General features: G+C 61.3%; 20 protein-coding genes and 1 pseudogene. 4 read left to right on the forward strand and 17 right to left on the reverse strand.

Going from position 1 to position 12,550, the window contains the following annotated elements:
• A partial coding sequence (locus FKV24_RS04460) for an ATP-binding domain-containing protein (protein WP_170288210.1) occupies window positions 1-637 on the forward strand: 637 nt, incomplete at its 5' end.
• 234 nt (window positions 638-871) lie between these two features.
• On the opposite strand, the gene FKV24_RS04465 is transcribed toward FKV24_RS04460, so the two are convergent.
• The 4 genes from FKV24_RS04465 to FKV24_RS04480 all read right to left on the reverse strand — a co-directional run bounded on the left by FKV24_RS04465 (window position 872) and on the right by FKV24_RS04480 (window position 2,704).
• Window positions 872-1,135, reverse strand: coding sequence for a hypothetical protein (locus FKV24_RS04465; protein ID WP_141481511.1), 264 nt, complete (start codon window positions 1,133-1,135; stop codon window positions 872-874).
• Between the two features lie 131 nt (window positions 1,136-1,266).
• Window positions 1,267-1,674 carry a hypothetical protein gene (locus FKV24_RS04470; RefSeq protein WP_141481512.1) on the reverse strand — a complete coding sequence of 136 codons (408 nt, stop codon included), beginning with the start codon at window positions 1,672-1,674 and terminating at the stop codon, window positions 1,267-1,269.
• Between the two features lie 262 nt (window positions 1,675-1,936).
• Window positions 1,937-2,326, reverse strand: a complete 390-nt coding sequence (locus FKV24_RS04475) for a hypothetical protein (protein ID WP_141481513.1) — start codon at window positions 2,324-2,326, stop codon at window positions 1,937-1,939.
• A 57-nt stretch (window positions 2,327-2,383) separates the two neighbouring features.
• Window positions 2,384-2,704 (reverse strand): hypothetical protein, encoded by a 321-nt coding sequence (locus FKV24_RS04480; RefSeq protein WP_141481514.1) that lies wholly within the window; start codon window positions 2,702-2,704, stop codon window positions 2,384-2,386.
• Window positions 2,705-2,776: 72 nt separating this feature from the next.
• On the opposite strand from FKV24_RS04480, the gene FKV24_RS04485 reads away from it, so the two are divergent.
• Window positions 2,777-2,968 carry a hypothetical protein gene (locus FKV24_RS04485; protein ID WP_141481515.1) on the forward strand — a complete coding sequence of 64 codons (192 nt, stop codon included), beginning with the start codon at window positions 2,777-2,779 and terminating at the stop codon, window positions 2,966-2,968.
• A 117-nt stretch (window positions 2,969-3,085) separates the two neighbouring features.
• Here FKV24_RS04485 and FKV24_RS04490 read toward each other — a convergent pair whose 3' ends face one another.
• From FKV24_RS04490 to FKV24_RS04505, 4 genes are all read right to left on the reverse strand, one after another.
• Entirely contained in the window at window positions 3,086-3,376 is a 291-nt protein-coding gene (locus tag FKV24_RS04490) for a hypothetical protein (RefSeq protein WP_141481516.1), read from the reverse strand.
• 57 nt (window positions 3,377-3,433) lie between these two features.
• On the reverse strand, window positions 3,434-3,856 hold the full coding sequence (locus FKV24_RS04495) for a hypothetical protein (RefSeq protein ID WP_141481517.1): 423 nt from the start codon (window positions 3,854-3,856) through the stop codon (window positions 3,434-3,436).
• Between the two features lie 62 nt (window positions 3,857-3,918).
• Window positions 3,919-4,386 carry a hypothetical protein gene (locus tag FKV24_RS04500; protein ID WP_141481518.1) on the reverse strand — a complete coding sequence of 156 codons (468 nt, stop codon included), beginning with the start codon at window positions 4,384-4,386 and terminating at the stop codon, window positions 3,919-3,921.
• 576 nt (window positions 4,387-4,962) lie between these two features.
• The gene (locus tag FKV24_RS04505; RefSeq protein ID WP_141481519.1) at window positions 4,963-5,352 is read right to left on the reverse strand and encodes a hypothetical protein; all 390 of its coding nucleotides are present in this window, start codon (window positions 5,350-5,352) and stop codon (window positions 4,963-4,965) included.
• Between the two features lie 463 nt (window positions 5,353-5,815).
• On the opposite strand from FKV24_RS04505, the gene FKV24_RS04510 reads away from it, so the two are divergent.
• Window positions 5,816-6,043, forward strand: a complete 228-nt coding sequence (locus tag FKV24_RS04510) for a hypothetical protein (RefSeq protein ID WP_141481520.1) — start codon at window positions 5,816-5,818, stop codon at window positions 6,041-6,043.
• Between the two features lie 109 nt (window positions 6,044-6,152).
• On the opposite strand, the gene FKV24_RS04515 is transcribed toward FKV24_RS04510, so the two are convergent.
• The 9 genes from FKV24_RS04515 to FKV24_RS04555 all read right to left on the reverse strand — a co-directional run bounded on the left by FKV24_RS04515 (window position 6,153) and on the right by FKV24_RS04555 (window position 11,688).
• Window positions 6,153-6,698 (reverse strand): DUF2059 domain-containing protein, encoded by a 546-nt coding sequence (locus FKV24_RS04515; RefSeq protein WP_141481521.1) that lies wholly within the window; start codon window positions 6,696-6,698, stop codon window positions 6,153-6,155.
• A 235-nt stretch (window positions 6,699-6,933) separates the two neighbouring features.
• Entirely contained in the window at window positions 6,934-7,338 is a 405-nt protein-coding gene (locus tag FKV24_RS04520; RefSeq protein ID WP_141481522.1) for a YybH family protein, read from the reverse strand.
• A 70-nt stretch (window positions 7,339-7,408) separates the two neighbouring features.
• Entirely contained in the window at window positions 7,409-7,651 is a 243-nt protein-coding gene (locus FKV24_RS04525; RefSeq protein WP_111264983.1) for a hypothetical protein, read from the reverse strand.
• Window positions 7,652-7,703: 52 nt separating this feature from the next.
• Entirely contained in the window at window positions 7,704-8,135 is a 432-nt protein-coding gene (locus FKV24_RS04530; RefSeq protein ID WP_141481523.1) for a hypothetical protein, read from the reverse strand.
• Between the two features lie 68 nt (window positions 8,136-8,203).
• Window positions 8,204-8,455: a hypothetical protein gene (locus tag FKV24_RS04535; RefSeq protein ID WP_141481524.1), complete on the reverse strand. Its 252-nt coding sequence runs from the start codon at window positions 8,453-8,455 to the stop codon at window positions 8,204-8,206.
• A gap of 150 nt (window positions 8,456-8,605) precedes the next feature.
• Window positions 8,606-8,908 (reverse strand): hypothetical protein, encoded by a 303-nt coding sequence (locus tag FKV24_RS04540; RefSeq protein ID WP_141481525.1) that lies wholly within the window; start codon window positions 8,906-8,908, stop codon window positions 8,606-8,608.
• Window positions 8,909-9,421: 513 nt separating this feature from the next.
• Window positions 9,422-9,937, reverse strand: coding sequence for a hypothetical protein (locus FKV24_RS04545; protein ID WP_211371783.1), 516 nt, complete (start codon window positions 9,935-9,937; stop codon window positions 9,422-9,424).
• 54 nt (window positions 9,938-9,991) lie between these two features.
• Window positions 9,992-10,468: a hypothetical protein gene (locus tag FKV24_RS04550; RefSeq protein ID WP_141481527.1), complete on the reverse strand. Its 477-nt coding sequence runs from the start codon at window positions 10,466-10,468 to the stop codon at window positions 9,992-9,994.
• Window positions 10,469-10,905: 437 nt separating this feature from the next.
• Window positions 10,906-11,688, reverse strand: coding sequence for an abortive infection family protein (locus tag FKV24_RS04555; RefSeq protein ID WP_211371784.1), 783 nt, complete (start codon window positions 11,686-11,688; stop codon window positions 10,906-10,908).
• 561 nt (window positions 11,689-12,249) lie between these two features.
• Between FKV24_RS04555 and FKV24_RS04560 the strand changes: the two are divergent.
• Window positions 12,250-12,550 (forward strand): annotated as a pseudogene (locus FKV24_RS04560) (tRNA uridine-5-carboxymethylaminomethyl(34) synthesis GTPase MnmE); the annotation flags it as partial.

Here is a 12,550-nt window from a genome sequence, read left to right on the forward strand (position 1 = left end):
CCTGGCCGATGCCGACGGCCCCGCCGACGCGCTCGCGATCGCCGGCCGCCTGCGCCTGCTCACCGCCCTGCGCGATGGCCCCAGCGGCGCCTGCACCCTCAACGCCCGCATCGAGGCCCTCATCGCCGAAGCCGGTGGCGGCCGCGGCACGCCGGGCCATGGCACGCGCGGTCACGGCACATCCGGACACTTCCACGGCCAACCCCTGCTGATCACCGAGAACAGCTACCGCCACGGCCTGTTCAACGGCGACATCGGCGTCTGCCTCGCCGACGACCGCGGCGTGCTGACCGCGTGGTTTGCCGGAAATGCGCCCGGGAGCGCCGCGGCAGGCGACACAGGCGACGACGGCCCCGCACCGCCGCGTCCGTTCCATCCCGCCGCCCTGCCGGCGCACGAAAGCGCCTTCGCGATGACCGTGCACAAGGCCCAGGGCAGCGAATTCGACGAGGTCTGGCTGCAACTGCCCGCCCGCGACACCCGCGTGCTGTCGCGCGAACTGGTCTACACCGGCCTCACCCGCGCCAAGACCCGCCTGCACCTGGCCGCCCCCGCCGAGGTCATAGAGACCGCGCTCGCCCGGCATGCGAGCCGGGTGTCGGGGTTGGGGTGGCGGTTGGGGGACGGGGGCGGGTGAACCGGCCTGGGGCGTGAGTGCTTGGGTGCACGCCTGCGAGAAAACTTTCCTTGCTGGCGTGAAGGTCGCTTCTTAGGAAAATTTCTGCCTCAAATCTTTCCTGATGAGGGACTTGCTAAGACTCGGGAAAGTCGATTCTGTCTGCTGCTCTTCAATGCCACTCATTGCCGGAATTCGCATGTGAGGCTCCGGGAATGGTGTTGGGAGCGCAGCCATCGGCGCGACGGGAGCAGGTCACCACGGCCAAGCCAGGAACTCCGCAAACGCTTTGCGGATGTGGGGTGGTGCCACCGTTGCAAGCAGAAAGGCGCCTATCGCGAGCAGGCCAAAGACTGCTGTGAGCCAAAGCGGGGCATGTATGACATCGAGCAGCGCAAAGCCGCAAAGGCCGGCAGAAATGAGCGAGATCAAAATCAGCCAGGCACGAGAAAGCCTGTTGGCTTTGTCGGGCTTTTGAGTGTCTGCCGTTGGTGGTGACATCGTTTCAGTGCCCTGCATGCCAAGTGAGCGATGAGGCAGTCGCGGAATAGGGGCCAGAGTACACATTTCGCTTCGCGAAACGATGGCAGATACACGCCATGCCAGAGCTGACCTCGGTTTGTTGAAGCGGTGTTGAACGGGATCGACGCTCAGGTGCCGCTGTCGGGCGTCCAGATGTGCGCCGAAACGCGTATCGATGTTATCCGGCCGGTTGGATCCGTCGCGAATTCGGCCACGTAGCCCTTGGCGCTTGGTGGGCGGTGCCAGAGCTTCCATTCGCAACGTGCCCCGGTTGAGACGGTGACGCAGGACTTGCCGGAGCCCGTATCGGGCAGGTCGGCAAGATGAAGCGGCTTGCCAGCATATCGGTCCGCCGCCGCCTGTACCGTTGCCAGGGTCAGCGCTTCGGCACTCGCGACGTCCTGCAATCCAAGATCTACCGCCAGACTGGACCAGGCCGGGGCGCAGCCGCATACGTCCGAACTCCACGCCGTTCCGATCAGCGTGCAGGCGCTCAAGGCCAGGGCGGCGAACGCCGGAATCGGGATCAGCTTCATGGGGATGGCTCCAAGATCACATCGCGCTGTTGAAAAAACAGGGTCAGGTTGATTTTGTCGGTCCTGGCCCCGTCTCTCCCTAGTGCCTATAAGCGCAACTACTAAAACAAGAGAGAAGAGTGGGGTCAGAGTACACTTTTTACTTCGCGCTACGGCAGCAGGTGCGAAAGTCCTACCTGCTGGTCTATCCAAGCCAAGAAGACGGGCAGCTCTGGTCCCCTGTCCGACCGTATCGCGAAGCGATGCGGGCCCTAATGGAATCTCATGCCTCACCTCCACGCTGCCAGCATACGAAGCGCGCATTCGACGTGCAGCCCACGGCCTCGATGACCGCCGCATCGTTGAATCTGGGGAAGCGGTCGGAGAACTGATCGAGCATCTCCGAATCTCCGGTCGCGCCCTGCGGGTAGGCCACACGGGTCGCAGCGCCTTCGAGCAGCCACCAGACATCAGCGTCCCAGGGGCCGCTGTCGTTGGTCTCGATAGCGACGCAGTCGACATCCGTCCATGCGATCGATTGAACCTCGCCGGAAGGGAAGGTCGCCGACACCGATGTGTCGTCGAAGCTGACGACCACCTGACGCTCGAACATGAGCGCCTCGCGGCGCGCTTGCTGTCGGTTCTTCCACCAGCTTGTGAGGGTCTTGAGCATGGGGTCTTGTGCTTGGGCTATACCAGCCAGTGAAGTGATGTTGGCACGATGGAACTTCTAGACGTGACCAGATGAAGGCGTCTGAAGATGTTTTACGGTGCTGTACGTGGCATAGGCGTACGGCACAAGAAGGCAGAGCCAGAACCGGCGATGCTGCGCCGTCTTCCAGAAGTGTCGAAGCCAGTAGATCCAGAGGGCGAGAAGCGCCAGGAAACACCCGGTGGCGGCGATGGCAAAGGCGCCTTTCGCTACAGGACTGAAGTCCGCTGGCGAGGAAGTCGGTATCGCCAGCAACGGAATCATCAACGTCAGAAAGCTCATGACGGCGATGCCGAGAAGCATCTTGAGCAGTCTGTCGGGATGGCCTGTATTGGGCATGAGAACTGATGGCACGCGGTGGCGGGAAGTGGCTTCAGGCTGAGCTGGTCGCTAGACCCCATCTTCCTCCGAATGGTGAAGAAGTTTGAGAAGAAGGCGACGCTCCTTGGTGGCGCGATCCCATATCACCTCACCGATAAGCATGCCGCCAAAAACCGAGACAAGCATAGGAGGAAACAGGCCGAACAGGAGCGGGCCACGGGATATGGTACCGGCCTTGGCTATCCCGTGGCCGGCCAGAAGAAGTCCGATCACGCGGAATAGGAGCCAGAGTACACATTTCGCTTCGCCTGGCGGCGGCGGACCCTCGAATCATCACAGCTGACCAATCAGCCTGAAGAAGGAAGCTCTCTTTCCTGTCTTGCCGCCTAGGATGCAATGCTAGGGCTCACCCCAATGGGTGTAGATGTCCTCATGTATCTCAGCGACAACACTGTCCTCTACGAGATCGAACTCCATGTAGCCATAGTGCTCCGAAAAGACGGCGGCAACCGACTTTTCGGGACGAACAAGGGCAAACGCAAGGGAGAATCGAGTCACCCTGCCAGCAGGGTCGCGAATCTCGACAAACCTCGATGGTGAGAAGTCAGTGGCTCCCAGTCCTTTGCTCTCGATCTCGGAAACAGGGCGTCCAAGCTTGGCCGAAAGCTCCGGGGCCCAGTCCTTGATCATCTCCTGCCATGCGCGACGTGGTCTCATGAAGTCATAACCTGCTCTCAGGTCGCGCTGCTATCGCTCTTCGACCAGTGTGATGCCAGGCTCGCCGCTGAGGATGGTGAGCAAGACGCTGTTGAGCGATGAAAGCTGTGTGAAAGTATCCGGTCTTCTGAATATCCGCTTCCAGAGCGGAACCTCCGCCATGGGGAAGCAGTACCAGGTGACGCTCTCCTTTTCAGGCGGCGGGTCGCCTGGCTGCGCCGAGTCATAGTCCACGACGCTGCCACAGCCAACCCACAGCATGAACGGATCGCGGGAGCACATCAGGCAGCGACCCCAGTCCTCCGCAATGACTGGCTCGACCTCATAGCCACGCTGTTCGAGCTGTGCCTTGAGCCAAGCGGCGAGTTGACGGCCATACATGCGAGGGTTGATCTCTTCATCCTCTCCGGGCTCTACCTCGAATAGCGTCGATGTGAACCAGTAGCCATCCATGCGGGTTGGCTCCCCAAAAAAATGATTAGGGCGCGATCTCAGCTTGGATGAACCGCGAGGCGCTAGCGACCTCGCCGGAAATACTCTCTGGTATGGAGGTCCGGCATCTTTGGATCGGTGCTTCCCGTGTACACCCAGATGGTGTCGGGATCAACGAAATTGAATGTGGTCACCTCATCCGTATCGCCAAAGGGCTGCCTGGCTGACCAAACGATCGTGGAGCTGCTGCAGAACAGCACCTCGTAGGGCTTCCGCTCCTCAAAGCCGGAGAACGGGCTCATCTGGCCGGAAATCGGGACTTCAATGTCGGGCATGTTCAGATGCAGTTCGCCCCCTTCGAAGGTCATGGTCATGTGACCAACGAGTGCCTGCAGGAAGGCTTCCGTCTTGGGTTGGAGCTTTGTGTGCTCTCTGACAAACGCCATGGTGGCCTGCCCGTCGGACTTCCAGGTTCCGTCCAGGCTGCGGCTGCATGCACTTGCATTGCTACAACCCGCAAGAAGAAGAACCAAGGCGAGAGTAATCTTCATGAGAGATAGCGTCAGAGCTTAAGAGCCGGGATCACATTACACCTTTCGCATCGCTAAGCAATGGTAGGGCTGACCTATCCATGCCAAAAAGGCCGACACTGACCCCAGTTTGTCTGTAGGGCTAGGTAAGCAGCATCAGCAATCATCCGGTGGCCCACATTGTTGCTTCCCCAATGTGGGCTGGGAATAGTGCGCCTTCGTCTTGAGTGACTCCTCCGGAGACCGCTAACCCAGTCCTTCGCATGCCAAGGCGTCGACAACGTACTCGTCGCCAGTCTTCTTCAGGAACACCTGCATGGGGCCAGAGTCGCTATGGCGCTCGCCGTAATAAAGAACACGCGCACTGGCAGAGCTATCCCTCTGGTCCTGAGGCCTCCCCATTGCGTCCAGAACCTGGCTCTCACTCATTCCCGAATAAAGAGTGAGGCAGGATCTATGCTCGAAGTATGCGTCTGGCGTGAGGAGCAAGTCACATCCGCCAACGAAGAGAGACAGGGCTAGAACTGGCCAGATCGCTCTCATATCACTTTTCCGTTCGGGCTCGTGTCACGAAGCGATGTAGGCCCAAACGGAATCTCATGCCTCACCTCCACGCTGCCAGCATACGAAGCGCGCATTCGATGTGCTGCCCATGGCCTCGATGACCGCCGCATCGTTGAATCCGGGGAAGCGGTCGGAGAACTGGTCGAGCATCTCGGAATCTCCGGTCGCGCCCTGCGGGTAGGTCACGCGGGTGGCGGCACCTTCGAGGAGCCACCAGACATCGCTGTCCCAGGGGCCGCTGTCGTTGGTCTCGATGGCGATGCAGTCGACATCCGCCCATGCGATCGATTGCACCTCGCCGGAAGGAAGGGTCGCCGACAGCGAGGTGTCATCGAAGCTGACGACCACCTGACGCTCGAACATGAGCGCCTCGCGCCGCGCCTGCTGTCGGTTCTTCCACCAGGTTGTGAGGGTCTTGAACATGGGGCCGATATCCGGGTTAAGGCAGCTCGCGAGACGGACTCGGTATCAGCGAGTCACTGGGTCTCACCAGTGTGCTATGACAAGTACTTGCGGGCCAGGCCTCTTGATGACAGCAACGCGGCAAGCATGCGCTTGCGGTTGCGTCGATTGTTGATTCCCGCAGGTAGCCGGCTTTGCCAGGGCTGGAATTCCCAGTGATCCCCTCCCGCAATGGAGCATCGAGTCGATCCCGACGGTGATTGGAAGTAGGCGATAGCAGCCTCGAGTTGTGGTTCGGACAGGAACTCGAGCCTGAATCTTCCCGACGAAACGACAAGCACGTGTCTCGCCGGGCTTGGGGACGGGATCTCGGGCATGTGGTCTCGATGAATCGTGGGGTCAAATTCCTCTATAGCTAAAGTGCTCATCTGCTATCAAACACCTCGGTGGAATCACGGCGTGATATCACACGGCGCGGGTTGGGATGAATAGCAAGAACTGGAGCAAGAACTGGAGTCAGAGTACATTCTTCGGTTCGCGAGACGATGGTGGATGCGCGCCATGCCGGAGCTGGCTTGTTCATGCGAAGAACGCCGACACCGACCTTGGTTTCGACAGCAACGCGGTCGACATCCGCCCATGCGATCGATTGCACGTTGCCGGAAGGGTAGGTGCCGAAACCGATGCATCGCCGAAGGTGGCGACGGCCTGACGTTCTAACATGAGCGCCTCGCGACGCGCCTGCTGTCGGCTTTCACCAAGTAGTGATGGCTTTGAACATGGCAGTGATATCTGCGCAGGCTGCGCCACGAACGTGCTGATTAATTGGAGTCGTGGAGGACGGAGACGTACTTCAGATGCTCGCCCACGAGCCTGTCAATCTCGCGGATATAGTCGTTGTACGCGCTATGCATTGATGACTTGTCAATGGCCTCCCGATTGGCAGCGCTGTTGGCTACCTTCCCTGCGTCCCGGAACCTGCGGCCAGCGTCGGTTTCGTAGAAGGCAAGTACGGATTGGATTTCCGAATTACTCAGGCCGGCCGCATACTCTCGGACGACGGCTTCAATGGCTTTGTCCTTGTCGAATGTGTAACAACTGGACTCCATGTAGACGAGATAGGCCTGTCTTGCTTCCGGCCAAAGAGGGCTTGCCGGGGTGATGCCGCCGAACAGCTCCGGCATACGTTGAATGTCGGCTTCGACGTTGGTGTCGCGAACCGTATCGACGCAGGTCTCCACCGAAGCATCGACGACGTCTGCGTACCTGGTGACCTCTACCAGCTCTTCTGCCAGATGGCGATCTGCAGCAAAGCTTGGAGCAATGGTGGTGAGTAGAAGTATGGGTGTGAAAACAGGCAGTTTCATCGCGCTTCCATAAGAGTGTGGGTGATTGAACCGAACAGCCAGATCAACGATATCGGATCGAAGTGGCTAGACTCCATCTTCGCTCCGAGCGGTGAAGAAGCTCGAGTAGAAGGCGACACTCCTTTGTGGCGCGATCCCATACGGCTTTGCAGACAAGTACGCTGCCAACTCTACCTATACAGCTCAACGCTGAAGTGATGCTCGCCGCGAAGCCGCACCAACCCTGGGATCAATGTCAGTCAGGGCGCTGCCGCGCGATCTCCGCAAGAAGCTCGCTTCTGTCGAAGTAGACCTCGTTCCGGCGGATCTTGCCAGCCGCGTCCAGCTGGACGAAGCAGACGCCGACGACCTGGAGCGTCTTCGTGCCGACCGGGATATCGGCGCGCCACTTGTTGAGGAAGCCGTCCTCGAGCGGGATGCCCTCGATCTGCGACCACACCCAGTCCGGGTTGTAGGCGAGAAGCTTTCTGAAGTAGGCGAGCAACGCGGGCTTGCCGGCGATGCCCTGCGGAACGCCCGGGTCGAGGTAGAACGCGTCCTCGGAATAGAAGCCCGCCAGCCGCTCGGGGTCGTTGCCCGACCAGGCCGGGAGCCAGGCCTCCGCGAACTGCCGGGCTTCGTTCCGGCTGAGGAAGTTCATGAGCGTCTCCCGGGACTCAACGCCAGTGCCAATGATGCAGTCTACGAGACGTGTCTGGGTGGACCGATCGCTACATTCCGCCCTCGTAGAACTCCTCTTTTCTCGCCGGCGGCGGTGGGCGGCGATCGCTGCCTGCGACAACGATGCAGGTGGACGCTCCCAGCAGCGGCAGCAGCCAGATGGCCGCGTATTGGAGCAGCTTCTGTCGGCGCGTGTAGGCGGTGCTGATCACGACCAGATAGGTCGCCGCAAGACTCAGCCCCAGAGCCAGTCCGGCCAGCAACGACAGCAAGGCAAAGGACAATTCGTCCATGGTGCTCGGTACCTGGGTTGGATCCACGGAGGAGGCGATTGGGAATCGGTCATCAGTCGCCATTCGATCTGACCAGGCCGCATCCCTGCAATGCCGGCTCGCCAGCCCTCAGCTCACGATACACGTACCGCAACGGATAGCCGCTGTACCGGTCGCTTCGGCGCTGATCCTGAAGTTCCGCGCCGGCGGGAACGGCGACCTCAAGGGTGTGCGGATCGAGCCAGCGAAGGCCGATGCCGTGGGCGACGGAGTGGATGGCGACGACATTGCCGCCGGGCCTGGAGGTTAGACCGTCGCACTCCACCAGCGCTTGTGTGACCTGCCCGCCCGATCCGTAGTCTGCCTGGTGGTAGCTGGCGACACACTTGCCCAGAGCGTGTGTGGCAACCGGTCCCTTGCAGGCCGGGAAATCACTCTCCAGGCACCCGGCCAGAAGCGTGGCGGCGAGTACTGCGGCGGATGCCGGTCCTTTGATCCTGGACATGTGGACTCCGGGCTTAGGCAGATCGTGAAACGGGTCGTGGTCCGGGCAAGTTGCCGAGTATCGATCCGTTAGTGACGGACATCGGGCGCCTCTCCGTCATGCGGGTAGGTGTGGAAGACCACGACGACGCCATCCAACAGCGTCTGCTCGAAATACTCCAGGGACTCTGGGGTCGTCGCGGCCTGCTCGCGCGACAGCAGGAAGGAGTCCTCCACGGCCAGAACGTCCCAGCCGGCCTCCGAAACCTCGGCCGAGGCGATGCGAAGCGCCTCCTCTTCCGAGTGAGCGGTGGAGTAGACGTTCACAAAACCGCCGGCCACGGACGTCGACTCCGCTGAGTCGGGACGCGGTCGAGCCTCGAGCATTACGACCCGGATGCTTTTCATTGTTGTCCGCCGCCTTGATCGGGTCGCACCAAGAAGAGGCCAGGCTCGAATGAACCGTCAAGGCGTGCTGGCAAGGCTATGCCATCAGTACTCAAAGGTGTCAAAGCCCGTGCGCTCAAAGAAAGAGCAACACTTCATCGCATCGGCTGCCGAATCGAAGACGAAGCCATACATACCGACAAGGTACTGCGCTGAATCCAGCTCCCAAGGGGCTATGTACCAGATACGGTTCTGGCTGGCACCGCCGAAGCAGGGCGAGCCGGCCTCCATCCACTCCTGCGGCCATGGAAACACGTCGCCCTCGTGCGGAAGCGTATCCAGGTCCAGTACCCCGGCAACCCGCCCGAAGGCCTCCGTGGGCGAGGAGAACAAGGGCAGGTCGATCATGACTCGAACCATGGTGCGTGCTGGGACTCCCATTCCCGAGCGATGCCTCGTAACCAAGCGGATCTGGCTTGAGCGAAGCGTCTGGCGTCTACTCTACGTCAACCCCGGACCGTCCAGCGAGAGAGCGGCAATCGGCAAGCGCGTCCGGTTGGGGTGCGGGCGGGTGCGGTCCGAAAGTGCAGGCATGCGCACAGCGGCCACCGCCAAAAGAGCCGGACCGGCTGCTGATGCAGGAGACGAAACAGTCGTCCAGCGCCGTACAACGGGACCGGAACGCCGCGATCTCGCATTTCTCCCGCGCGGAGAGCACACGCTGCGGCTCTGCGGCGCAGTGGTTGAACTCGCTGACATAGCCCAGGTCGGGTGGTGGCGGTGGTTCATGAGGTTTGTCGCCGCAGGCGCCAAGGAGCAGAGCGCTCAGGATGGATAGCATCCCGATCATGGCCCCGGGGAGCCGGGCCTGGGTCGAACGGCCGAGCGACTTGGGCCCGGATGCCCTCTCGGCTCGAGCCTTCACTGCTCGTCCTCGGGACGCAGTGGAGAGTACACCCAGTTGAACCGGTCGATGAGCTTCCCGGCCAGAACGTCCAGCTCCGAACGATAGTGGTGCGTGTGCGGCGCCGGCACCTCGGGGATGCCTTGACCGAACCCGAGCGACCTCAGTTCCGTGGCATAGCGGTCGAGGGGCCCGTAGGCGTACAGGAGGTTGTGGCGATCCCAGACGACAGTAGCCTTCTGCTCAGGCGAGTAGGCCCATAGGTCGAAGCGGCCGTCTGCGCAAAGGAGGGGTCTGAACTCATCGACGAAGGCTTCGAGGTCCCGGAAGGAAAGTTCAGGACTCTGGTACCGGCCAGTCTCCGCCTCGCCACGGCAGGTGTGCAGGACATAGAGGAGAAACAGCGGCTCCTCCAGGCAGCGAGACAGGCGCAGGAAGACTTCCGGATCGGAGCCGGGGACGCCTGCGACAATCCCTTGACTGCGGGCGTCCGGCGCCGGCATGCGGAACACCGGAGGGTGGGAATGCGCCACCCATTGCCCTTCGACACTATGTCCGAGTCTGTACATGCAACGGTTCATCTCAAGCTAGGTGGGGTCGGAAGGAGGCGTATCGCCAGGGTGCTCGCCGCGCGGCTCATACCTGACCTGGCAGACATGGGCGCCATCTTCTGACTCGAGGTTGGTGGAGATCCAGAATTCATGGATGCCGGGATTCGTGAAGACAGGCTCCGGCAATGAATCGGTGCTCCACCTCAAGCCGATGAGTTCCGCGACCCGGATCCGAACCTCGGAAGCTTCGCCGAGCTGATCGGAGGACATGAGCGGTTTCATCTCCGCGGGAAGCTGGCCAACCACCAGGAAATATGGAGCCCCGCCGTCAGGGCCGCGGACGGCCAACTCGCGCAGTGCCCGCGAATGCTTGGAAAGCACCAGCGTGTCGTCGGGACCCACAACGGCCGGGCTGCATCGGAACACCTTGGGGTCGTGCAAGAACGAGGTTGGCGACGCGTCGCTCTGTGCGGCCAGCATGGCCAACACCAGAGTTGCAGTGGGCTTCTGCATGCGGCTGTCACCTGGGCCCAGTTGTGCGGTGGAGTGGTATGGTAATTATGTGATGCCCGAACAAAGCTGCGCCGCGGAGCGGCATCGGCTTGAATGAGCTGTTAGGCCGCACTAGCGATCTCGCTCGAACCGCCGATTGAATAACTCATTGCTGTACTCCGGAGCCAGATCTTTGTCCTCAATTGCTTTGCATGCCTCAATCATGGCAATACAGTCCGGGCAAGTGATTTGGCCCATGCCCTCACTTACGTTGCCCAAGTCTGGGTGAATGGCATTGCTGCAGAAAGCAAAGGCCTCCACGCCGGAGCCATGAGCGCGAACCCAGGATGTGCCATGCATGTTGGTGAAGCGTTCTAGAAGAACTCTGACCATTTGTCTGTGCAGCCTAACGCTGGAGCTAAGCCGTGCCGCGAAGCGGTGTCGGCTTGGATGAACTGTTAGCCATCGCCTCGCCGACGCCAGGACTCGAGCACGAACAGGCAGAGGGTATGGGCAGAATGGATGGCAAGGCGAGCGTGGCGAGGCTCCAGCTTGTAATGAGTTCTTCCGGCGCCGTGAGCAGAACTCGCATGGGTGCGTAGTGAGCCTATGCCGTGCACTACTGAAAGCAGGCCAGTGAGAATTTGCTGGAGATCTTTGTCCTCGACTCTGCTCGGGTCCATTCCTAGATGCTTTCGCACCACGTTCCAAACGGACTGAAGGTCCTGCTTGGCTGGGGCCGGAAGGTTCTCGTCAGCAATGATGACCTTACAAACTGACTCAAGTATGTTGCTTGCGGCAGATACCGCATCGCGTGGCGAAGCAGTAGCGTTCTGTACGGCGCGCTGGAATTCCTGCTCTATCGACTCAAGGTCGCGCTCTCGAATGAACTCCGAGAGAGTTCTGGTGGGGGTTCCCATGGCACCGGTAATCTTGCCGCCGGCGACGTACTGAAGCTCCGCACTGGCGAGCGCGCTACAGATCTTCAGCCGCTTCTCGATCCGCTCCTTGTCCCATCGGTTATTCGGGTCAAGAACCTCGTCCATGTAGCCCTCAATAACGCGACCAAGGACGCGCAAGGGATCAGGGGATTCCTTGTTCGCACGCCTCAGCCAAGCAAGCGCCTTGGCGTGCTTGCTCCCCTCGGGTGGGTCGCCTGGAGCATCCGCGTAGGTGAACAGGCTATCCAGCGTGGCATGAGTCTCCCGCTCCGAAGCTAGTTCGGCGGTGAGGACTAGCACCGCTGCAGGAATTTCTCGACGCACAGCGCGATGGCCAACTTACTAGTAGACCCCGGAGACGGAATGATATCCGATTCTTGACTGGCCCTTGAAGCGCGTCAATCGAAAGCTCCCAGGAAGGATCAATGACTTCTTCGCTGTGAGCGTGAGGCTGGGCATGTCTTCATGCCGGCGAATGCACCGAATCCGGGTTGCCATCAAGTATCGGCCCGAAAGCGAGGTGCTATCCGAACGGTGATCCCTGTAGCAATGGATCTCGAGGGGCGGATCGCTCAAGCGGGGCGATGCACACCGCCGCAGGTGGACGGTGGGGCGTGAAGGGGACGGGTTTTTGTATTGGGCCGGACGCCGCTGAACCGGGAGCGGAGCCATCCTGGCAGCGGGTGCAAGACGCCCTCCACGTCCATCCGCAAGTTGTTCACTGTCCGCGCCCCCGCGTGCGCAGGGCACCGATTCGCCGTGCAAGCCCCTTCGCCGTGCGCCGCGCTCCATGCCAAACGATATTCCAGTCAGACCTGCAGACTGGGCCGCGCCCCCCCCTCCACATGCGACCATATCCCCATGACCTCCGCCCACCGCGACACCATCGCCGCGATCGCCACCGCCGCCGGTCCCGGCGGGGTCGGCATCGTGCGCCTGTCGGGGCCGCGGGCGCGGGCGATCGGCGAGGCGCTGTGCCGGCGCGGGTTGCGGGCGCGGCATGCCCACCACGCGCGCTTTCATGACCCGGACGGCGGGGTGCTGGACGACGGCATCGCGCTGTACTTCGCGGCGCCGGCCAGTTTCACCGGCGAGGAGGTGGTCGAGCTGCAGGCGCACGGCAGTCCGGCGGTGCTGCAGGCGCTGGTCGCGAGCTGCGTCG

Source organism: Marilutibacter maris (assembly GCF_006546735.2).
GTDB classification, from domain to species: domain Bacteria; phylum Pseudomonadota; class Gammaproteobacteria; order Xanthomonadales; family Xanthomonadaceae; genus Marilutibacter; species Marilutibacter maris.